Consider the following 20,481-nt stretch of genomic DNA (forward strand, 5'->3'; position numbering starts at 1 on the left):
ACCCCTGTCTCTTATACCAACTCTACCCTGCCGACGACCCACCCTGTCGAGACACTCGCCCGCCCCGCGCGTGTAACGACTCCGTCGGCTCGCTGCCGTGTGGCTGTTACAAAAGCAACGCGTTACCGCAACGGCCGGTGCATACGTTTATCCCACCTGGACGCTCCAGGGCCTGACCAGCACCGAAGGACTCCCCCGTGAACTCCGTGAGCCGCCGCCGCAGCCGCCGCAGCCGCCGCACTCTCGTACGCGCCGCCGCCGTGGCCGTGTGTGCCGGCACCCTGCTGGCGTTCCCGGCCGCCGCGGCGCTGGCCGAGGGGATCCCGGCCGCCTCCTCCGCGCAGGCGGCGACGCCGCCGCGGACCCTGGTCAAGAGCCTCGCCCTCGCGGACGGAGTGTCCACGGCAAAGGTCTACCGCGTCGCCAAGGACGCGTACCAGGCCGAGGTGCTCGGCCCCGACGGCGCCAAGGCCGCCACCCTGACCAGCCGCGACGGCGCCACCGGCTTCGGCGAATCCGGGCGGCTACACCTCGCGCTGCGGGCCGACGGCCGGCTCAGCTCCTGGGTCGGGGAGACGGCGGACGGCGGGGACGGCGGGGACGGCGCCGCCGGCCACTCCGTCGGCAGCGCCGGCCACAAGACCGCCTCCAGGGACGGCGTGGCCGTCTCCGCCTCCGTACGGGAGCCCGCGCGCCCGGGCGCCGGCACCGCCGAGGCGCTGCGCCTGCAGACCCTGGCCGACGGCCCCGGTGACGGCATGCTGCTGCTCGCCGCCGGCGGCGGCATCGCGGCGGTCGGCGCCGCCGGGCTGGGCTTCGCGATGCTGCGCCGGGGGCGTACGGACGCCTAGGCGGGCCTAGGCAGGCCCAGACGGGCCGAGACCGGCCGAGACCGGCCGAGACGGGCCGAGACGGGCCGAGACCGGCCGACCTCCGGTCGGCCCCCGTCGGCCCCGGTCGCACGGGCAGAAACGATGCGCCTCTGCTTACTGTGGACGGGCACATGGTCACGGGAGAGGAGGGCGTACGAGTGGTGAGCTCGCTTCCCTCCCCCGGCCGGAGCCCGCGACGCCGCCGGAGCCGGCGGCGCTTCGCCGTGGGGCTGCTGGCCCCCCTCCTGCTGCCGCTCGCGGCCGCCTGCGGCAACGCCGGCGGGCTGGCCGGCGCGGGCCCGACCCCGACCGCGAGCGGACCCGTACACCTGTGGCCCGGGCGCAAGGGCGCCACCGTGCCGCCCGCCGATCCGGGGGGCGCGCCGCCCGAGTACGTACCCGGCATCGCGCCCGTCCTGGACCAGAACGTGCACTCCATCGACCCGGTGACCCTCGTACAGGCGGAGCTGCGCGCCCACCGGGGTGTCCGGACCGGGCCCGACGGGATGCCGCCGGAGACCGCCGCGGCCATCGCGGCGTGCGGAACGGACGGCGCCGGTCCCGAGGACTGCCCGGTCCTGACGCCGTACTACCGGGATCTGACCGGGAACGGCAAGGACGAGCTGATCGTCGGCATCGCCTATCCCGAGCAGCAGATGTCCGTGCGCGTGTACACGGCTGACGCCGAGGGCCGGCTCAACCGGATCATGGCGACCACCGACACCGTCATCTCCGTCGAGCTCGCCGGGCAGGACGTGATCCTGCGCGTCCCGAGCGGGAACGCGGGCTACGAGGTGAACACCACCTGGTCCTGGGACGAGACGCAGCGCTCGATGCTGCCCTCGCGCGAGCAGATCGTCCGCGTGCGCCCGGCCGGCCCGAGCCCCGATCCTTCGGCTTCCTCGATTCCCCCGGTTTCCCCAGTTCCCACGGTTCCCACGGTTCCCCCGGTTCCCCCGGTTCCCCCGGCTTCGGGCGCCGGCGCGAGTCCGGGCACCGTTGCCGCGCGCCCCGGTGCGGCGGGGGCGTCGCCGTGAGCCTCCGGCTGCCCGCGTGGACGGCCACGCTGACCTGGAAGTCGGCCTGCTTCATCGTGGTGATGTGCTGCTCGCTCGCGGCGGTGCTGGGCGCGCTGGTGCACGTGGAGGTGACCCGGCAGACCGTGGCGACGGCCCGGGAGAAGGCGCTCGGCAAGCTGAACGACGCCTCGCGCGCCTACGAGGCCGGCGAGTTGCTGCCGCCCGAGTCGGGGCTCGATCCGGCCGGGCTGCCTGCGGAGCTGCGGGCGCTGGCCCTGTCCGGGCAGCGCGGCACGCTCGTGGCGGACCGCGAGGGCCGGCCGATGATGTGGGCGGCGGCCCCGGCCGACGGGAAGGCGCTGGCCACGGCCGTCGACTACGGGCAGAGCGCGCGGACGATCAGCGGGCTGGACAACGCGATCATCGGGTCCTCGGTGCTGGCGATCGGCGGGACCCTGCTCATGGGCGCCTTCGCCGTGACGCGCGTGACGCGGCGGCTGCACCAGACCGCGACGGTGGCCCGGCGGATCACGCAGGGCGATCTGGACGCGCGGGTCGGAGACCCCCGGACCAAGGACCCCTCGCGGCACCAGGACGAGGTGGCGACGGTGGCGGAGGCGCTGGACACCATGGCGGCCAGCCTGCAGGCGAAGCTGCAGAGCGAGCAGCGGTTCACGGCGGACGTCGCGCACGAGCTGCGCACGCCGCTCACCGGTCTGCAGGCGGCATCCGAACTGCTGCCGGAGAGCCGGGCGACGGAGCTGGTGCAGGAGCGGGTCCGCACGATGCGCCAGCTCACGGAGGACCTGCTGGAGATCTCCCGGCTCGACTCCCGCAGCGAGGCGGTGGAGACGGACCTGCACCAGCTGGGGCGGCTCGCGCTGCGGGTGGTGCGGGCTTCGGGGACGGCCGCGGAGGTGGTCGTGGTGCGGGACGCGCACGTGGAGACGGACCGGCGGCGCCTCGAGCGGGTGCTGGGCAATCTGGTCGCCAACGCCCACAAGCACGGCCGGGGGCTGGTGGTGGTGACGGTGGACGGACCGGTGGTGACGGTACGGGACCACGGCGACGGCTACCCCGACTACCTGGTGGCCCACGGACCGCAGCGGTTCCGGACCGGGGGCGCGGGGAAGGGCCACGGGCTGGGGCTGACCATCGCGGTGGGCCAGGCGGAGGTCATCGGGGCGGAGCTGGTGTTCCGGCAGGCGGCGGACGGGGACGGCGGGGCGGAGGCGGTACTGACCCTGCTCGAGGCCTCCGTGACCTGACGGGCGCACCCCCTGCGTGGCGTGCGGACCCTGACGGGCGGACCGTGACGGGCAGACCATGACCGGGCGGAGCGTGACCGGGCGGACCATGACCGGGCGGACCGTGACCGGGCGGAGCGTGACCGGGCGGACCCTGACTGGCCGGAGCATGACCGGGCGGAACGTGGCCGGGCGGAGCGTGACCGCCCGACCCCGACCGGCCCCTGCGTCAGGCCTGCGGCGGGGTCGGCTTCGTCCAGGGCCAGCGGAGCTTCGGCTTCCGGGCGTCCGGGGCGTAGGCGTACTTCCACCCCTTCAGCAGGCCCAGCCGCTTCGAGTACCCCGCGGGGACGCGCTCGTACAGCAGCACCGCGGGGGCGCCGCCGTCCGGGTCCGGGACGGGGATCTCGTACCACTTCGGCGGGTGGCCGGTCGGGCCGAGGAGGATCGGGAGGGTCCGGCCGTCCATCGGGCCGCCCTCGAAGGAGGTGGGTTGGCTTCTCACCCCTCCAGTCTCACAGCTTTCCGGAAATCACAGCAGGTGGGCCGCTTCGGAGACCACCGGGATCACCCGGCGGGCCAGCACGCCCACCGGACCGTCCGCCGATTCGAGCGCGAGGGCGGCGCGGGCCGCCGCGGCCGTCTCGGGGTCGGTGGCGGCCGTCGCGGTGAGGAGGGCGATGAACTGGTCGACCAGCCAGTCCCGGAGCGAGTCGATCTCCGGCTGCTTGCCCTCGTCGATCCAGATCAGCGAGGCGGCCTCGACCGCCGTGATCCAGGTGCGCACCATCATCCGCAGGCGCGGGCCGGGCTCCGGTACGCCGAGGTGGAAGAGGATCGCCTCGGCCGCCGCCCGGCGGATGCCGTCGACGGTGGCGGTCGTCCGGGAGGTCTCGACGACGCTGCCGCCCTGCAGGAGGGCGGAGAAGCCGGCGTCGTGCTCGTCGACGAATCCCAGGTACCGGTCCAGGGCCCGGGAGAGCCGCTGGGTCAGCGGTCCGGCCTGGGGTTCGGCGAAGCAGAGCCGCAGGACATCGGCCGCCGAGCGCAGGGCGGCCTCGTAGAGCTGCTGCTTGCCGCCGGGGAAGTAGCGGTAGACCAGGGGGCGCGAGACGCCGGCGGCCTCGGCCACGTCGTCGAGCGAGACGTCCTCGGGCGCCCGGTGCGCGAACAGCGTCAGGGCCGCGTCGAGGAGCTGGGCCCGCCGCTCCTCGACGCTCATCCTGCGGTACGCCCGTACGGCTGTCATGTCCGCAGGGTAGCCGCACACGCCGCTCTTCAGGCGGGGAGTGCCCGGGCGGGAATCCTCCGGGCCGGGAATCACCCGGGCCGGGAAACCCCGGGCCGGGAAACCTCAAGCCGGTAATCCTCAAGCCGGCAATCCTCAGGCCAGGAGTCCCGAGCTCTTCCAGAGCCTGCGGCCCACCCCGCGCATCACCCCGATGTCGTCGAGGAAGTCGGTCAGCCGCTTCGCCCCGGTCTGCATGACCTCCCTGCGGTGGCCGCTGGCCTTGACCTGGGCGAGGGCCTCGCGCCGGTCGACGCCGATGTTGTCGTAGACCTGGGGGTTGACGAAGGCCTGCGAGAAGACGCGGGCGGCCTGGCCGCAGCTGACGCGGGTGAGTTCCTGCTCCCAGCGCGGGGCGGTGAGCATCTGGCGGCGCAGCTCCTCGCGGGCGTAACGGACGTGTCGCGCCTCCTCGATGACGTGGATGCGGGTGACTCCGCGCACGAGGGGCTGGACGCGCTCGTCCGGGAAGGTCAGCCGCTGCATCCAGTCGAGGATCTCCTCGCCGAGGAGGGTGCAGGCGAAGGAGCCGGGGGTGGTGGAGACGGTCTTCAGGACGCGGGCGAGGTTGTGGTTGGTGCGGGAGACCGGGTACTCGGGGGCGCCGCCCGTCTTGATCATGCGGGCGAACATCATCGAGTGGCGGCACTCGTCGGCGATCTCGGTGAGCGCGTACCGGACGTGATTGCTGGTCAGGGGCTTGTCGTAGATGTGCCGGGTGAGCAGCTGCATGAGGATGATCTCGAACCAGATGCCGAGCGAACCGAGGGCCGCCGCCTCGTGCCGGGAGAGCTCGATGCGCTGCTCCTCGCCCATCCGCTTCCAGAGCGGGGTGTCGAAGAGGGAGAGCAGCTCGGGCGGCCAGTAGTACTTGCCGTCGATGGGCGGGGCGTCCCAGTCGAGTTCCTTGTCGGGGTCGAAGGAGTGCTTGACCGAGGATTCGAGGAGTCGCTCGGCTATCTGTTCGCGGTCCTTGAGCGGGCCGAGCGCATCGCGCAGCTCCGCCCTGCCGGTCACGGTCGTCATGGCTTCGGACACCTCACGAGTGGGTTGCCGTCGGTGGTGCCGGTGGTGGCCACCGGCGTTCACCGCTTATGAGACTGCTTGTCAGCAAGGTCGTCAATCCCCCGCGCACGACTTGTTGACCGCGCGTCTACCAACGTGTGACGCTGCCAACGGGAGCCGACGGACCGCTGCCCGGCTGCCAACTGGCCTGTCCTGTACGGAAGTACGTGAGACGAGGGGGCGTCAGTGTCGACGCACGAGCTCTACACCAGTGATCCGGGCGGGACCGTCTGGCCGGTCCCCGCTTCCGGAAACGCCCGGTTCAGCTGGGAGTACGACGGCGGCCGCGAGCGGCTGCTGGCCCTGTACCAGAAGGGCAAGGACAAGCAGTGGGACGGCGCCAAGCGCATCGACTGGGGCATCGAGGTGGACCCGCACGATCCGCTGGGAACCCCGGACGAGGCGCTGCCGCTGTACGGCACCCGGCACTGGGCCAAGCTGACGGACCGGGACCGGGGCGAGCTGCGCCGTCACTACAGCGCCTGGAACTTCAGCCAGTTCCTGCACGGCGAGCAGGGCGCGATGGTGTGCGCGGCGCGCATCGTGGAGTCGGTGCCGGACCTGGACGCCAAGTTCTACTCCGCCACGCAGACCATGGACGAGGCGCGGCACGCCGAGATCTTCGGCCGGTTCCTGCACGAGAAGATCGGGATGCTTTACCCGATCAACGACAGCCTGCAGGGGCTGCTCGGCGACACCCTGCGCGACTCCCGCTGGGACATGCCGTACCTGGGCATGCAGGTGCTCATCGAGGGCCTCGCGCTGGCCGCCTTCGGCATGATCCGCGACACCACCAACAAGCCGCTGCCCAAGCAGATCCTGGCCTACGTGATGCAGGACGAGGCACGGCACGTGGCGTTCGGGCGGATGGCGCTGCGCGACTACTACAAGCAGCTGTCGGACGCCGAGCTGCGCGAGCGCGAGGAGTTCGTGATCGAGGGCTGCTACCTGATGCGGGACCGGCTGCGCGGGGTGGAGGTGCTGGAGAACTTCGGCATCTCGCGCAGGGAGTCGGAGGAGTTCAGCGAGCAGTCGGAGTTCCTGGCGCTCTTCCGCAAGCTGCTGTTCAGCCGGATCGTGCCCTGCGTGAAGGACATCGGGCTCTGGGGCGAGCGGCTGCAGAAGGCGTACCTGGACATGGGCGTCTTCGAGATGGGCAACTCGAACCTGGACCTGCTGATGAGCCAGGACGAGGAGATCGCCGAAGCCCTCGATCGCGAGCGGTTCGCGGCCGAGGAGGAGCAGCGGGTGGCCGAAGTGGCCGAGGCCGTCGCGGAAGGGGCGGGCGGGTGAAGCGAGCGGCTGAGGCAGGCGGGTGAGGCGGGCGGCTGAGGCAGGCGGCGGACGGAGTGCCGGTGGATCGGGTGCTCCTCGGCGTCCGCGACCTGGCTCTTATACATATCTCCGAGCCCACGAGAGGCAGAACCGCGACCTCACAGGTCTTTTTCAAAGGAACCTCATCCACCGAAATGGACGGGGTATCAACTTTTTGGCGTTGATTTTTGGCACGCTGTTGAGTTCTCAAGGAACGGACGCTTCCTTTGTACTCACCCTCAGTAATGTTTACTGGGGCTTTCCTCCGGGCGCTTCCTTCGTTCTTGCGTTTCCGACTCTACCAGAGCCAGTCTCGCTTGTTTTCCGCCTTCCAGGTCAACGCTTTCGCGTTTCCCTTTCCGGCGATTCCGACTCTATCAGTCCTTCTCCGTCTCCCTGACCACTCTCCGTTTTGCCGAATAGGCATGCGGAAAAGCAATCGGGATCAAGATCAGTTAAGAAGAGAGGAGGTTGCCCGTCCATCAGCCGTTCGCGAGATGTTCACACGAGGCTTCCTGGCGGGAGTCACGACAGTACAGGTCCGCAGGAGCCCAAGCAAATCGATTCAGGCGTATGGTCTAGTCCACCGGTCTAGTCCACTAGTCTCCGTGCCGAAGGACCAGTCCGGATCGGGACCAACACCGGGCGAACCCGAACATCTCGTGACTTATCCTTCTGAAGAGTACGCCGTTCGCGACAGGTAGTGACGGCGACACGAAGAAGCCCCACCCCTGGGAGGCCCCCATGACCAGCGTGATGTCCCCACTTGCCGGGAACGCCATCGGACTCGCGGCAGTGCCCGATCCGGTGTTCTCCGGCGCGATGGTGGGTCCGGGCACCGCCATTGATCCCGTGCGCGAGCCTTCGGAGGCCGTGTCCCCCGTGGACGGTGTAGTCGTCTCCCTGCACCCGCACGCGTACGTCGTCGTAGACAGCGAAGGCCACGGTGTCCTCACGCACCTGGGCATCGACACCGTTCAGCTCAACGGCGAGGGCTTCGAGCTCCTCGTCAACAAGGGCGACACCGTGACCCGCGGCCAGGCGGTCATCCGTTGGAACCCCGCTGCAGTCGAGGCTGCCGGCAAGTCCCCCATCTGCCCCGTCGTGGCACTGGAAGCGACCGCCGAAGCTCTCGGCGACCTCGTCGAGGCCGGAGACATCAAGGCCGGAGACCTTCTCTTCAGCTGGCAGTGACGTATCCGCCTGCTCGGGCGAACTGGACATCCAACGCGGCGGGTGGACCCGCCGCTCAATCGGAGACGGGTGAAATGGAGACAACGCTGCGAGGCGTCGGCGTGAGCCACGGTGTGGCGATCGGCGAGGTTCGGCACATGGGTACGGCGGTTCTCGAGCCGCCGGCGAAGCAGATCAACGCGGACGAGGCGGAGCGCGAACAGGGGCGCGCCCGTCAGGCCGTGGAAGCTGTGTCGGCCGACCTGATCGCGCGCGGCCAGCTGGCCGGTGGCGAGGCTCAGCACGTGCTCGAGGCCCAGGCGATGATCGCCACGGACCCCGAGCTGATGACGGACGTTGACCGGCGGATCGCCGTCGGCAGCACCGCCGAGCGCGGTGTGTACGACGCCTTCTCCCACTACCGCGAGCTCCTCGCGGGGGCCGGCGAGTACATGGCCGGCCGCGTCGCCGACCTGGACGACGTGCGCAACCGCATCGTCGCGCGCCTGCTCGGCGTGCCGATGCCGGGCGTGCCGGACAGCGACGAGCCGTACGTGCTGATCGCGCGCGACCTCGCGCCCGCCGACACCGCTCTGCTCGACCCGGCGCTCGTCCTCGGTTTCGTGACCGAGGAAGGCGGACCGACCAGCCACAGCGCGATCCTCGCGCGGGCGCTGGGCGTGCCGGCCATCGTGGCGCTGCCGGGCGCGGGCGAGATCGCCGAGGGAACCCTGATCGCCGTCGACGGCAGCACGGGCGACCTGTTCGTGGACCCGTCCCCGGAGAAGCAGGCCGAGCTGGAGGCCGCGGCCGCCGAGCGCAAGGCCGCCCTCTCCGCGTCCTCCGGTCCGGGCGCCACGTCCGACGGGCACAAGGTGCCGCTGCTCGCCAACATCGGTGGTCCGGCGGACGTGCCGGCCGCGGTCGAGGCCGGGGCCGAGGGTGTGGGCCTGTTCCGCACCGAGTTCCTCTTCCTGGACGACAGCAAGAAGGCGCCGACCGAAGAGAAGCAGATCGAGTCCTACCGCAAGGTGCTCGAGGCCTTCCCCGAGGGCCGTGTCGTCGTACGTGTCCTGGACGCCGGCGCCGACAAGCCGCTGGACTTCCTGACCCCGGCCGACGAGCCGAACCCCGCTCTGGGTGTCCGTGGTCTGCGCTCGCTCCTCGACCACCCGGACGTGCTGCGCACGCAGCTCACCGCGCTGGCCAAGGCCGCCGAGGGGCTGCCGGTCTACCTCGAGGTCATGGCCCCGATGGTGGCCGACCGGATCGACGCCAAGGCCTTCGCGGACGCCTGCCGCGAGGCCGGCCTGCGGGCGAAGTTCGGCGCGATGGTGGAGATCCCCTCCGCCGCGCTCCGGGCGCGCTCGATCCTGCAGGAGGTCGAGTTCCTGTCGCTGGGCACCAACGACCTCGCGCAGTACGCCTTCGCCGCCGACCGTCAGGTCGGCGCCGTGTCGCGGCTCCAGGACCCGTGGCAGCCCGCGCTGCTCGACCTGATCGCCATGTCGGCCGACGCGGCCAAGGCCGAGGGCAAGAGCTGTGGTGTCTGTGGCGAGGCCGCTTCCGACCCGCTGCTGGCCTGTGTGCTGACGGGTCTGGGTGTCACCTCTCTGTCGATGGGTGCCGCTTCGATCCCCTACGTGCGGGCGACGCTCGCCAAGTACACCCTCGCGCAGTGCGAGCGTGCGGCTGCCGCCGCGCGTGCCGCGGACAGCGCCGAGGAGGCCCGCGTGGCCGCCCAGGCGGTGCTGTCCGGCGAGTAGTCGAGGCACCGTGCCGGACGGTGTGCAGTCGATCGAGGGGCCCTCGCCGGTGGCGAGGGCCCCTCGGCCGTTTCCGGCCGCGGGCCTCACCCGTTCGGGTCAGTGATGGGGGCCCGGCTCATCGACCTCGTATCCGGGGCAGTACTCGACGCCCGGCTCGGGGCCGACGGGCTCGCCCGTGTCGGCGTCGGTGCAGTAGGCGTTGAAGACGGCCGCCGCCGAGAGGGGTACCAGCCGGCCGCGGTCCAGGCGCCAGCCGTGGACCCGGTCCCGGTGTCCCTCGGCGGTGCTGCGCAGGACCACTCCCCCGGGTCCGCCCAGCGCCAGGCCCGCGGCGAGGACGGTCACGAAGTCGAGGCCCTCCCGTCCCTCGATCCGCGGCGGCCCGTCCGCGAGCGTGTCGGCGTGGAGTACGGCCAGGAGCTGTTCGGCCTCGGCCGGGACGCTGCACACGAGGTGGTGGTGGCCCGGGCCGGCCCGGTCGACGAGGTGCCTGAGCGCGTCGGCCGCGCGCTCGAAGGAGGCGGTCCCGATGTCCTGCCCGCAGTCGGCGCAGTTGCCCACGCCGGCCAGGAGGGTGGTGGCGTACTCCCAGGTGGCCTGGCGGACCGCCTCGTCCACGAGGAGCGGGACCAGCTCGTCGATGGGCTGTCCGGCATACGGGAGGGCGCCGCTGCCGCCGGCCAGTTCGGCGGTGAAGCGGGTGCGCGCCCCCGGGGTGTCCGGATCGAGTCCCTGCCGGGCGCAGTACTCGCCGTAGTCCTCGGGGTCGAAGAGGGCGACCGTGGTGTGGATGCCCTGGGCCGCGAGGGAGCGGAGCAGGCGATCCACCTGGTCCAGGTAGTCGCGGTGGTCGTCGAAGGCGAAGCTGCGGTAGCCGCGCATGGCCGCGAAGTCCCCCGCGTCGGCCAGGAGGCCGACGGTGCTGGGGACTTCGCGGCGCAGCGTGCGGCGCCTTCGGGTACGGGCGGGTCGTCCCGCCGTGGCCTCGGTCCTGCTGTCGTTCGAGCGTGGCATCGGATCCCCCTGAGTGCGCGATCGCTTGCTCACTCAGCGTAACCACGGCCACTGACAGTGGCCCCGGGTTCAGCCCCGGGTGCGGGCGAGCTCCTCGTAGAAGCTCAGGAGGTCCAGGTTGTCGACCGAGCCGGGGTTGACCGCCTTGGCCATGGGCGCTCCCTGGAGGAGGCGCTTGACCGGTACTTCGATGCGCTTGCCGGTGAGGGTGTGCGGGATGCCCGGGACCTCGATGATCTCGTCGGGGACGTGGCGCGGGGAGAGCTCCTCGCGGATCGTGGCCTTGATCCGGGCGCGGAGGTCATCGTCGAGGACGGCGCCGGGCGCGAGGTGCACGAAGAGCGGCATCCAGTAGCCGCCGTTCGCCTCCTCCAGGCCGATGACCAGGGATTCCTTGATCTCCGGGAGTCGTTCCACGGCCTCGTAGATGTCGGCGGAGCCCATCCGGACGCCCTGGCGGTTCAGGGTGGAGTCCGAGCGGCCGTGGATGACGACGGAGCCGTGGTCGGTGATCGTGATCCAGTCCCCGTGGCGCCAGGCGCCCGGGAACATCTCGAAGTAGCTGTCTCGGTAGCGGCTGCCGTCGGGGTCGTTCCAGAAGCGGATCGGCATGGACGGCATGGGGTTGGTGACGACGAGCTCGCCGACTTCTCCGATGACGGGCTTGCCCGCGGGGTCCCAGGCCTGGAGGTCCGTGCCCAGGCAGGCGGCCTGGAGCTCACCGATGTGCACGGGGAGGGTGGGGACGGCGCCGGCGAAGCAGCTGCAGACGTCGGTGCCGCCGCTGACCGAGGCGATCCAGAGGTCCTCGGCCACCTCGTCGTGCAGCCAGCGGAAGCCGTCGGGGGGCAGCGGGGAGCCGGTGGTGGCCACGCACTTCACGGAGGAGAGGTCGAAGTCGCGGGAGGGATGGACTTCCGCCTTGCGGCAGGCCATCACGTAGGCGGCGGACGTCCCGTAGAGCGTGGCCCTGGTCCGCTCCGCGATGCGCCATTGGGCGCCGGTGTCGGGGAACCCCGGACTGCCGTCGTAGAGCACGACGGTGGTTCCGGTGAGCAGGCCGGAGACGAGGAAGTTCCACATCATCCAGCCGGTGGAGGTGTACCAGAAGAACCGGTCCTCGGGGCCGAGGTCGCAGTGCAGGCCGATCTGCTTGAGGTGTTCGAGGAGGATGCCGCCCTGCGACTGGACGATCGCCTTGGGCAGGCCGGTCGTGCCGGAGGAGTAGAGGACCCAGAGGGGATGGTCGAAGGGGACCGCCTCGAAGACGGGCTCGGTGTCGGCGGAGGTCAGGTCCGCCCAGGTGAGGGCGCCCGCGGGGGTCGGCGTGCCGAGGAGCGGGATGTGGACGACGGCGCGCAGTGAGGGGAGCTCGGCGCGCAGCTCGGCGACGGTGTCGCGGCGGTCGTGCTCCTTGCCGCCGTAGCGGTAGCCGTCGACGGTGAACAGGACGACCGGCTCGACCTGTTGGAAGCGGTCGAGGACGCTGCGGGCGCCGAAGTCGGGGGCGCAGGAGGTCCAGACGGCGCCGACGGCGGCGGTGGCGAGGAGGGCGGTGACGGCCTCGGGGATGTTGGGGAGGTAGCCGCTGATCCGGTCGCCGGGGCGTACGCCCAGGGTGCGCAGTTCGGCGGCGAGCGCGCCGACCTGGCGGCGGAGCTCGGCCCAGGTGACGACGGTGGGCTCGTGGGTCTCGTCCACGTGGAGCAGGGCCGCGTCGGCGGCGCGTGCCGGGTCCTCGGCGGCGCGCAGCGCGTGCTCGGCGTAGTTGAGGGTGGCGCCGGGGAACCAGTGGGCGCCGGGCATGGACCGGTCGGCGAGGACGGCCTCGTAGGGGGTGGTGAAGCGGACGTCGAACCACTCGGCGACGGCCTGCCAGAAGGTGTCGAGCTCGTCGACGGACCAGCTGTGCAGGGCCGGGTAGCCGCCGTCCGCGGGCGCTCCGTGGTGTTCGGCGGCCCAGGCCTGGAAGGCGGTGATCCGGGCCGCGGCGATCCGGTCGGGGCCAGGCGCCCAGAGGGGCTCGGGTGGGGTGGCTGCGGTCATGGGTCGGCTCCCGGTCACGTCTGCGGCTCGCGCTTCGTGGGCGTGTCGTGTGGTGTTCGTACGGTGCCACCGCGCGGGGGGTGTCCGCGCGAGGGCTCACTGGGACGATGCCATGTGATCGACATCCGCACCAGAGCCGTCATCGGCGGTCGGTTGTGATCCTTTGGAGAGTGAACGGCAGTTGAACGCAGCCTTCTGGGCCGGGTGCCGGTGGCAGGGTGGGCGCCATGGACGGTCGTGAGCTGGTGCGTGCGGTGCGGGACCTCGGCAGCGGGCGGGGGCGCCGCGCCTGGCGCTCGGCCTGGCGCAACCGGCGCGTGGACGCGGCGGGGCTCGCGCCCCGGGGCGCGGAGCGGGCGCGGGTGCCGGGACTCCTGACGGGTACGGAGCCCCTGCCGGGCGGCGGCGTGCTGCGGTTCACCCGTTCGGAGCTGCTCGTCCGGGTCACCGTGGGCGGCGCGGTGTTCTGGGGCTGGGACGGGGCCGCGCCCACGCCCTCGTACGCGGTGGTCGGCGACGGGCCGGAGCCCGATCCGCGCGCCGTGCTGGAGCCGGACACCGGGGGCGGCTGGCGGGTGGTCTCCGAGCGGGTGACCGTGGCGGTGTCCCGGCACGGGGCCGTCGAGGTGCGCACGCCGGGCGGTACGGTGCTGCGCCGCGAGCTGCCGCCCCGCTGGTGGGAGCCGGTGCGCCCGGCCGGGGCCGCGCAGGAGCCGCCGGCCGGCGCGGGGGCCGCGGGGTCGGGGTCGGTTCAGCCCCCTTACCCGGCCGGTCAGGCCCTGCGCCGACGGGCGACCAGGACCATTCCGGCGCCGGCGCCGGCGGCCGGTGCGGCGGCGCCGCCTATCGCCGGCGGCACCGCCGTGGCGGCGCCGGTCAGTGCGGGCCCGGCGCCGGATCCGCCCGGGCCGGAGGCGCCCGGGGTGCCGGGAAGGCAGCTGGTGGTCCCGGCCCCTACCACCGACGCCGCAGACAAGCCGCCCTCGGCCGGCTGACCCCCGTCGAATACGAGACCGTCATGACCACGTCGGCTCTTCAGGCCGCGTGACTGAACCTGTCACCCAACGCTGCATCAGACCCGGGTTCCTCCCTCACGATGCCGACCCGAGCTACGTGCGTGGCAGCGCGCATCCGAGCTAGCCACTCAGCCAGCTGCGTGACGTCTTCCACTCTCGATCGGGATCTCCGGCGCGAACACACACGACAGCCAGGGCCTCGAACCCCTCGTCAGCGGCATCCCGCCCATTCGCTCCCGCCGCGGACCGCGTCGACGACGGCCCGCCAAACTCCATACTGACAAGAGGTACGACTACGACCACCTGAGAAGGTGGCTGCGCTCCCGCAACATCACCCCACGCATCGCCCGGAAGGGCATCGAGTCCTCTCAGCTCCTGGGTCGCCACCGTTCGACCGTGGAGCGAACGGTGGCCTGGCTCGCTGGATGCCGCCGTCTGCATCGCCGCTACGAGGGCAAGGTCGAACACTTCCTCGCGTTCGCCAGCAGTGCTGCCACCCTCATCTGCTATCGCGTCTGGACGGGTGAGCCGGTTCATGCGACTCCGAGGAAGCCCGGGTCGGTGCCGTCGAACTGAAGGCACGAGTCGCGGCTCACACCAAGGAGTTCCGCCATGGGCACCGCGCGACGGCTGGTCGCCGACAGATCCTGGCGGGCCTCGGCCGACCACAACGGCGGGAAGAACGCCAGCCCCTGCCGACCGTCCAGCACAGAGACCTCACTGCGCCAGCCGTCCCACCGCAGGCCTTCATAGAACTCCCGGAGTCCTGCGGAGAAGATCCAGGACAGCCACGCCGAGTGGCCCGCGCCCAAGGCCTCCCAGCCGAGCGCATCAGGCGCGAAGTAGAGGATCTCGCCTGGCTCGCCGGGCTGACCGGCCTCACGAGGGTTACCCCCGTTGAGGGCGAAGACCCCGCCCAGCACGTCGTGCGCAACCACGAGACCTGCACCAGGCCGCCATGAGGGATCGAATGTCGAGGGCATCGCATTGACCTCTGCCAGGGCAGGCAGTCCGGTGTCACTTGGGCTTCCGAAGATCCGCAGCCATCCATCGTCCACGAGCAGACCGCCGCAGTTCAGTACGATGCCGCCCAAATTCGACCGGGCGGAGACCTGTAGTTGCAGCAGGGAGGCTCGGCCTGCCACGGGATCGCCGGGCAGCACCTCAACTGGTACGTCGGTACCGGACAGCTCCTGAAGAAGGAGCGGCCATGCAGGATCGTCGACGTTGATCAGTTCATAGTCCTCGCGCATCCCCGCATCGTCGCATCACCCCTCGAGGGACTCAGTCCGCCGGGTTACCCGCGCTTCAATCCGCCAATCGAGATGACCTCTCAGGAAGCAAGGTCACCGGGAAACGAGGCTGACCTCCTTCGTCGACGACGAGGCCGACCGCGGCAGGGAGAGGTTCACGGGCCGACCTTGAGCCGCGGCCTCGTCGGCAGGCGGCTCCACAGGTGTTGAGCGACGCTCAGCGTGAGTACGTACTTGGGGTTGGCGACGTCCGCGGTGATCACGGCCGGAGTGCGTCACGTTGACGTTCGTGTGCGACGACACCGTGTACATCAACCGGTTCTGTCCGGGCTGCCCTTGGCCGTCGTGCTGTTCGTCGTCGGCGTCCTCTGTCGCTGCTCTTCGTTCGGGTGAAGGGGTACTGGTCCCGGACTGGATGATCAACCGCATGGGGAGCGTGCAACACGAGTCGCCCCTGGTGCGGGTGGCGCGACCGTGGTGATGCTGATGGGATGCGGGAGGCACCTGTTCGTGATCGTCGTGGCGGAGTCCGAGACGAGTGTGCTGCCGTCGTGCCCGGCCTGCGACGCGCCGCTGCGTCCGTGGGGCTACGTCCGCGAGCGCGTGATCCGGCTGCCCGAAGGCGGCCTGCGGCGGCTGCGTCCGAGGCGGGCCCGCTGCCGCGCCTGCCGCACGACGCACGTGCTGCTGCCGCCGTTCTGCCTGCTCCGGCGGGCGGACAGCGTCCACACCATCGCCGCCGCTCTCCTGGACCACGTCGCCGGGCACGGCCACCGCTCCATCGCGGAGCGGCTGCACCGGCCCGCCGCGACCGTCCGCGGCTGGCTCCGCCGCGCGACCGCACGCGCCGCGTTCTGGCGCCGCCACGGCGTGATCTACGCATACCTCCTCACCCCGGATGCCGGCCCCTTCCCGCCCCGGCCTTCGAGCTGGCCGAGGCCCTCGACGTCCTGGGTGAGGCCGCCCGCGTCGCCCGGGAGCAGCACGCCGCATGGGCGGCCACCGATCCGTGGGGCGCCGTCGCCCTGGTCACCGGCGGCCGGCTGCTCACGCCCGCGTGATCGGCCCGCGACAGCAAGCACACGTAGCCGACACCGTGAAGACGACGACTCACGCTGCCGAGCGAACGACAGCCACCTCTACGTCCCCACGGTGAACGTCGCCACCATGCTCACCTTGAGCGTCCGGCAACAACAGGTCAGGCCGCTGGTCAGAGCGATTTGCGCTTGTGATTTCATCGGCGTCTGAGTTGATCTGGGTTCTGTGCAGGACGCATGGTGGGTGTGGGGGACGCGTGTTTGATCGGGTGAACCGGCTGTTGGTGGTTGGGATGGCGGCAGGCCTTGCTGTGGTGGGTTGTTCGCCTGCGGGTGTGGAGGGGGGACGCCAGGTACCCCCGGGGGCTTCCGTTCCTCCGCCCGTACCGCTTGTGATTGACCGTGCCGAGGCTGAGAAGGTGCTTGAGTCCCAGCTGAGGCTGGCCGTCTACGCGAAGGACAAGGACGCGTTGGCGAAGGTGGAGACCGGAGCGCTCTTCGAGGAAAGCGCGACCCTGCAGTACTTGAACATCGAACCGGGCGCCAGAGTGATGCGCGAGATGGACTGGGTGGATTACCTGATCCCCACGGAACGGGACCAGCCCGGCTACCCGCGCTCGTTCACCGCACTGTTTCGGGGGACGCAGGACCGCGAGCAGGATCGTGCCGCCGGGCTGTACTACTTCGTCCAGGCGGAGGCCGGCGCGCCGTGGAAGGCTGCCGCCAAGTCGTGGGCGACCGATAGACCAGCGCCGCAGCTCAAGCCGGGCCAGCACGAAGATCACGTGTACGGGGTCGCGGGCTTCGACATACGGGATAAGCCGATCGCGGCTCCGGCCCGGGGTGAGGCCGGTTCCGCAGTCCTGTCGCCGACCGCTGCCGGGGACCGGGAAGTCTGCGGCCGCTACGCGGAATACCTCTCCTTCACCGCACCTGACGGAGAACCGGGCAGTGACCACTTTGTTCCAGGCAAGCTCACCAGTGACATCGTCACCGCCTACAACGCTGAGGACAAGGAGAAGGGATGGAACGGTAACATCCGATCCCGGTTCGCATTTGAGGCCACTGGAGTGGACCTGCCCGTTCTGCGGCTCGCCGACGGGAAGTCGTTGGTGACGTGCACGTTCGTCCAGACAACCCGCACGGACAGCAAGCCGGGACAGGATAGGCGTTTCACATTTGGAAGCGTTCGCCTGTCTAAAGACTGGGCGGGCATCCTGCTGGGCTCCGACAATGAATGGTGGACCAGCACGACCGTCCGCAGGAGCGTGACCGCGACGTTCGAGGTACCGGCCCGGGGACCTGCTGACGTGGTCGGATGCAACTGCCTCAATCCCCCCGTCCTCTCCGCCGAGGGATCACCTGCTGAATAGGGGCTGGGGTTCGCGGAGACAGGTGTATGCCACCGATCCACCGCAGCGGCAAGCCATCCAAGTCTTCCGCTATCCCCTCGGGCCTGCAGGAGCGTGCTGACCAACTGTGGGACCGCTCAACGTTCGGTGGGAACGTTCAAGGTTCCGTGAGTCACCTGCCGCAGGTATCGCGGCACAGCGCGGCCATGTCCCCGGCCCGCACACCGGGCACGGGGAACCACGGCGGTGCGGGTGTACTGGCGCAGGCCTTCGCCGTGCCCGTGGTCCTGGGCTTCGTCTTGGCCGCGGGGCGCACGGCGGGCCTGGACGGGGTCGCCCTGCGCGGCCGGGGTTCCGGCTGGACCCGGTGGGCAGTGCCTGCCCCCTGCCGGTCCACCGCGGCAGCGGGGCCCGCAAGGCCGGGTACACGCGATGCGGGGCTCGGCTTCGGGGCAGGCGCCGGGCAGTTGGGAGAGGGGCAGCGCCGCTGGCCCGGCGGTGCGCTGCTCGTCCCGGTCGGGGCCCGGATGTTTGTCGTCGGCCGCGGTGCTGGCGGGGGAGGGCTTCGCGGCCGGGCCGGGGGCGGAACGGACAGTGACGTATCCGGAGACCGCGAGCAGGGCGGCGAGGAGCAGAGGCAGAGACCAGCGGCGCATGTGACCACGCTCCCGCACCCCTGCCCGCCGGACTCCCACCGGTTCCGCCGTGCCCCCCGGATAGCCGAACTGCAGCTGCTGCGGGGCCGTTGCGCGAAGCGGCCGTCCAACGGGGCGCAGCGGGGCCGTGGGCCGGTTGGACGCTCAGGGAAGGGACGTGTGACGGACCTCTGGTCCGGCCCGCGCGGACGGTGCGCTGACAGATGCGTGCCGATGGTCTGCCGTGCTGACGGTGCGCAGCAGGTGCGTTCGGGGTGCGGTTCAGGCATGGTGGCTGAGCAGGTGCCGAGCCTCCCGCACGGGCTGTGCCCTGTGCCGGCGGCCAGCCGCCCAAATCCTTGTGCGCCCGGCCAGACGGGCCGCAAAGGCCTGCCTGTGCCCCCGGGTTAGAGGAGGGGGCGGGGAGGGGGTTAGGGTCGCGGCAGCCCGTGCCGATATGGCGTGCGCGGGTGAGGGAGACCACATGACCACCGGCGTCGAACTGCGTGGCAGCGATGAAGACACCTACATCGCGATCATGGCCCCCCGCGCTGGCAAGAGCAGTGCCCTGGCCATCCCCATCGCGATGGCAGCCCCCGGCGCTCTGCTGCTCACCTCCAACAAGTCCGACGTCTACATGGCGACCTACACGGCCCGTCAGCGCGTCGGGGAAGGCTGGGTGTTCGACACCCAGGCCGTCGCGCAGACCGTGCGGTCCATGTGGTGGGACATGCTCGCCGAAGGCGAAACCCTCGAGCGCGCCGAGCGCCTCGCGTCCCACTTCACCAACCAGATCAGCTCGGAGTCCGCCGACCCGTTCTGGTCGCAGTCCGCCAACGACCTCCTCGTCGGCTTCTTCCGGGCCGCCTGGCACGACGGCGCCAGCATCAAGGACGTCATGAAGTGGGTCGCCGACCCCCAGGAAAAGGCCCCGCTGAGGATCCTCCACCAGTACGAGCCCGTGCTCGCCGAGCAGGTCGAGGGCAGCATCAACATCGCGGAGGAGACCCAGTCCGGCATCTACCAGAACGCGCGCACCGCGCTCTCTGGGCTGCGCGATGAGAAGGTCCTGGCCTGGGTGATGCCCGACAAGAACACCGAGCGTTTCGACCCGGAGGAGTTCTCCCTCACCCGCGACACCCTCTACCTGCTCTCCAAGAAGGGCGGCCCAGCCTCGGCGGTCGTCGCGGCCCTGGCCGACGCCACGTTCACCTCGGCCTCCGAAACCGGTGAACGCCACGGCGGCCGGCTCCCCGAGCCGATGCGCGCCGTCCTCGACGAAGCCGCCAACATTTGCAAAATCGGCGACCTTCCCGACCTCTACTCACACCTCGGCTCCCGCGGCATCACCCCCTACGTGATCCTGCAGAGCTACCGGCAGGGCGTGAAAGCGTGGGGTGAGGTCGGCATGGACTCGATGTGGGGCGCCGCCACCAAGAAAGTCATCGGCGCCGGCGTTGACGACCCCCGCTTCGTCGCCGACATCGCCACCCTCATCGGCAAGCACACCGTCCACCGCGGCTCGTACAGCAAGAGCCGCGACGGCGGCTCCCAGTCGTGGAGCGAACAGCGCGAGGACATCCGGGAGGCCTCCGACATCCGCGCCATGCCCAAGGGCACCGCCCTGCTCCTGTCCACCGGCATGCGCATCGCCCAGATCCAGCTCCGCCCCTGGTGCGAAGAGGAGAGCCTGGCGCACATCGGCCCTCAGAAGAAGGCCGAGGAAGCCGCCATCACCCAGCGCGCGGTCGCCGCCCACGAAACCCTGAAGGCAGCACGACGTGCCCGATAACCCCACCCAGACGCCCGCCGGCCTGTCCGAGGACGTCGAAGACCTCAAAGCCCAGCTACGCGCCCTCACCAACCAGGTCAACAAGCTCAGCCAGCCGCCGGCCACCGACGACAAGCAAGCCGAGGGCCAGGACGCGACGCAGGACGAGGCGGAGGAAGGGGAACAAGAGGGGTGGCAGTTTCCGCCGTTCATCCTGCTCCTCGACCCTGCCGAGTACGGGGCAGAACTACGGGCCCTGGCCGAATGGGTCGAAGGCCTCCTCGTCCCTGGCTACCTCGACGAAGCCTCAACCCACGCCCGATGGTGCCACCGATGGACCGAACACCCCATCGCCATCGCCCGCCTCCACGCACTCTCGCTGGCCTGGCAAGAACTCACAGACCCCGACACCTGCGGATACGCCGGCCCCAGCACCTGGCACCGCGACCACTACGACCCCAGCATTCGCGAACTCCGAGCCTCCACGGGCCCCTTCCAGGGCTGCACGAAGGGCGAGCACCGGATGCCCTCCCTGGTGCCCAGTACCTGGAGGGTCGACCCCTGACAGTGGCTCAGGTGCACGGCCAGCCGTCGATCAGTGAGCCCTTTT

16 protein-coding genes and 2 pseudogenes are annotated in these 20,481 nt (G+C 70.9%); 12 read left to right on the forward strand and 6 right to left on the reverse strand.

Features of this window, described 5'->3' with window-relative positions; translation table 11 throughout:
* The first annotated feature begins 197 nt into the window (after window positions 1–197).
* The 3 genes from DRB96_RS37440 to DRB96_RS37450 all read left to right on the forward strand — a co-directional run bounded on the left by DRB96_RS37440 (window position 198) and on the right by DRB96_RS37450 (window position 3,159).
* Window positions 198–851, forward strand: a complete 654-nt coding sequence (locus DRB96_RS37440; protein WP_112452409.1) for a hypothetical protein — start codon at window positions 198–200, stop codon at window positions 849–851.
* Between the two features lie 182 nt (window positions 852–1,033).
* Window positions 1,034–1,909, forward strand: coding sequence for a hypothetical protein (locus DRB96_RS37445; RefSeq protein ID WP_204357915.1), 876 nt, complete (start codon window positions 1,034–1,036; stop codon window positions 1,907–1,909).
* Window positions 1,906–3,159 carry a HAMP domain-containing sensor histidine kinase gene (locus DRB96_RS37450; RefSeq protein WP_239516517.1) on the forward strand — a complete coding sequence of 418 codons (1,254 nt, stop codon included), beginning with the start codon at window positions 1,906–1,908 and terminating at the stop codon, window positions 3,157–3,159. The genes DRB96_RS37445 and DRB96_RS37450 overlap by 4 nt, the downstream gene beginning before the upstream one ends.
* Before the next feature lie 208 nt (window positions 3,160–3,367).
* Here DRB96_RS37450 and DRB96_RS37455 read toward each other — a convergent pair whose 3' ends face one another.
* From DRB96_RS37455 to DRB96_RS37465, 3 genes are all read right to left on the reverse strand, one after another.
* Window positions 3,368–3,643, reverse strand: a complete 276-nt coding sequence (locus tag DRB96_RS37455; RefSeq protein ID WP_112452410.1) for a hypothetical protein — start codon at window positions 3,641–3,643, stop codon at window positions 3,368–3,370.
* Between the two features lie 27 nt (window positions 3,644–3,670).
* The gene (locus DRB96_RS37460; RefSeq protein WP_112452411.1) at window positions 3,671–4,387 is read right to left on the reverse strand and encodes a TetR/AcrR family transcriptional regulator; all 717 of its coding nucleotides are present in this window, start codon (window positions 4,385–4,387) and stop codon (window positions 3,671–3,673) included.
* Window positions 4,388–4,522: 135 nt separating this feature from the next.
* Entirely contained in the window at window positions 4,523–5,452 is a 930-nt protein-coding gene (locus DRB96_RS37465) for a diiron oxygenase (protein WP_112452412.1), read from the reverse strand.
* Window positions 5,453–5,677: 225 nt separating this feature from the next.
* On the opposite strand from DRB96_RS37465, the gene DRB96_RS37470 reads away from it, so the two are divergent.
* The 3 genes from DRB96_RS37470 to ptsP all read left to right on the forward strand — a co-directional run bounded on the left by DRB96_RS37470 (window position 5,678) and on the right by ptsP (window position 9,744).
* The gene (locus DRB96_RS37470; RefSeq protein WP_112452413.1) at window positions 5,678–6,784 is read left to right on the forward strand and encodes a ferritin-like domain-containing protein; all 1,107 of its coding nucleotides are present in this window, start codon (window positions 5,678–5,680) and stop codon (window positions 6,782–6,784) included.
* 765 nt (window positions 6,785–7,549) lie between these two features.
* Window positions 7,550–7,999: a PTS glucose transporter subunit IIA gene (locus tag DRB96_RS37480; protein WP_112452414.1), complete on the forward strand. Its 450-nt coding sequence runs from the start codon at window positions 7,550–7,552 to the stop codon at window positions 7,997–7,999.
* A gap of 74 nt (window positions 8,000–8,073) precedes the next feature.
* Complete coding sequence (ptsP, locus tag DRB96_RS37485; RefSeq protein ID WP_112452415.1) at window positions 8,074–9,744, forward strand: phosphoenolpyruvate--protein phosphotransferase; 1,671 nt, start codon at window positions 8,074–8,076, stop codon at window positions 9,742–9,744.
* Between the two features lie 99 nt (window positions 9,745–9,843).
* Here the strand turns inward: ptsP and DRB96_RS37490 are convergent, their stop codons facing one another.
* Both DRB96_RS37490 and DRB96_RS37495 read right to left on the reverse strand, forming a co-directional pair.
* Entirely contained in the window at window positions 9,844–10,761 is a 918-nt protein-coding gene (locus tag DRB96_RS37490) for a hypothetical protein (RefSeq protein ID WP_112452416.1), read from the reverse strand.
* Window positions 10,762–10,830: 69 nt separating this feature from the next.
* Window positions 10,831–12,807, reverse strand: coding sequence for an acetoacetate--CoA ligase (locus DRB96_RS37495; RefSeq protein ID WP_112452417.1), 1,977 nt, complete (start codon window positions 12,805–12,807; stop codon window positions 10,831–10,833).
* Between the two features lie 227 nt (window positions 12,808–13,034).
* Between DRB96_RS37495 and DRB96_RS37500 the strand changes: the two are divergent.
* Together DRB96_RS37500 and DRB96_RS37505 are read left to right on the forward strand one after the other, a co-directional pair.
* Window positions 13,035–13,496, forward strand: a pseudogene (locus tag DRB96_RS37500) (glycosyl hydrolase); the annotation flags it as partial.
* Window positions 13,497–13,970: 474 nt separating this feature from the next.
* Window positions 13,971–14,399: pseudogene (locus DRB96_RS37505) on the forward strand (transposase); the annotation flags it as partial.
* Here the strand turns inward: DRB96_RS37505 and DRB96_RS37510 are convergent.
* Window positions 14,357–15,076 (reverse strand): DUF2625 domain-containing protein, encoded by a 720-nt coding sequence (locus DRB96_RS37510; RefSeq protein WP_112452418.1) that lies wholly within the window; start codon window positions 15,074–15,076, stop codon window positions 14,357–14,359. The pseudogene DRB96_RS37505 and the gene DRB96_RS37510 sit on opposite strands and share 43 nt — an antisense overlap.
* A 480-nt stretch (window positions 15,077–15,556) precedes the next feature.
* Here DRB96_RS37510 and DRB96_RS37515 point away from each other — a divergent pair, with 480 nt between their 5' ends.
* The 4 genes from DRB96_RS37515 (at window position 15,557) to DRB96_RS37530 (ending at window position 20,436) form a co-directional block, all read left to right on the forward strand.
* Window positions 15,557–16,324 carry a DUF6431 domain-containing protein gene (locus DRB96_RS37515; protein WP_239516929.1) on the forward strand — a complete coding sequence of 256 codons (768 nt, stop codon included), beginning with the start codon at window positions 15,557–15,559 and terminating at the stop codon, window positions 16,322–16,324.
* 208 nt (window positions 16,325–16,532) lie between these two features.
* Window positions 16,533–17,486: a hypothetical protein gene (locus tag DRB96_RS37520; RefSeq protein WP_162689128.1), complete on the forward strand. Its 954-nt coding sequence runs from the start codon at window positions 16,533–16,535 to the stop codon at window positions 17,484–17,486.
* 1,098 nt (window positions 17,487–18,584) lie between these two features.
* Window positions 18,585–19,892 carry a type IV secretory system conjugative DNA transfer family protein gene (locus DRB96_RS37525; protein WP_239517816.1) on the forward strand — a complete coding sequence of 436 codons (1,308 nt, stop codon included), beginning with the start codon at window positions 18,585–18,587 and terminating at the stop codon, window positions 19,890–19,892.
* Window positions 19,882–20,436 carry a DUF4913 domain-containing protein gene (locus tag DRB96_RS37530; RefSeq protein WP_204357916.1) on the forward strand — a complete coding sequence of 185 codons (555 nt, stop codon included), beginning with the start codon at window positions 19,882–19,884 and terminating at the stop codon, window positions 20,434–20,436. The genes DRB96_RS37525 and DRB96_RS37530 overlap by 11 nt, the downstream gene beginning before the upstream one ends.
* The last annotated feature ends 45 nt before the right edge of the window (window positions 20,437–20,481 follow it).

Origin of the sequence: Streptomyces sp. ICC1, assembly GCF_003287935.1 — a bacterium.
In the GTDB taxonomy this organism is placed as follows: domain Bacteria; phylum Actinomycetota; class Actinomycetes; order Streptomycetales; family Streptomycetaceae; genus Streptomyces; species Streptomyces tritrimontium.

Bases quoted from the DNA above. Each gene is read 5' to 3' on its own strand.
- DRB96_RS37510 (WP_112452418.1), bottom strand. From the start codon at position 15,076: ATGCGCGAGGACTATGAACTGATCAACGTCGACGATCCTGCATGGCCG.
- DRB96_RS37495 (WP_112452417.1), bottom strand. From the start codon at position 12,807: ATGACCGCAGCCACCCCACCCGAGCCCCTCTGGGCGCCTGGCCCCGAC.
- DRB96_RS37525 (WP_239517816.1), top strand. From the start codon at position 18,585: ATGACCACCGGCGTCGAACTGCGTGGCAGCGATGAAGACACCTACATC.
- ptsP (WP_112452415.1), top strand. From the start codon at position 8,074: ATGGAGACAACGCTGCGAGGCGTCGGCGTGAGCCACGGTGTGGCGATC.
- DRB96_RS37515 (WP_239516929.1), top strand. From the start codon at position 15,557: ATGCTGATGGGATGCGGGAGGCACCTGTTCGTGATCGTCGTGGCGGAG.
- DRB96_RS37480 (WP_112452414.1), top strand. From the start codon at position 7,550: ATGACCAGCGTGATGTCCCCACTTGCCGGGAACGCCATCGGACTCGCG.
- DRB96_RS37460 (WP_112452411.1), bottom strand. From the start codon at position 4,387: ATGACAGCCGTACGGGCGTACCGCAGGATGAGCGTCGAGGAGCGGCGG.
- DRB96_RS37465 (WP_112452412.1), bottom strand. From the start codon at position 5,452: ATGACGACCGTGACCGGCAGGGCGGAGCTGCGCGATGCGCTCGGCCCG.
- DRB96_RS37490 (WP_112452416.1), bottom strand. From the start codon at position 10,761: ATGCCACGCTCGAACGACAGCAGGACCGAGGCCACGGCGGGACGACCC.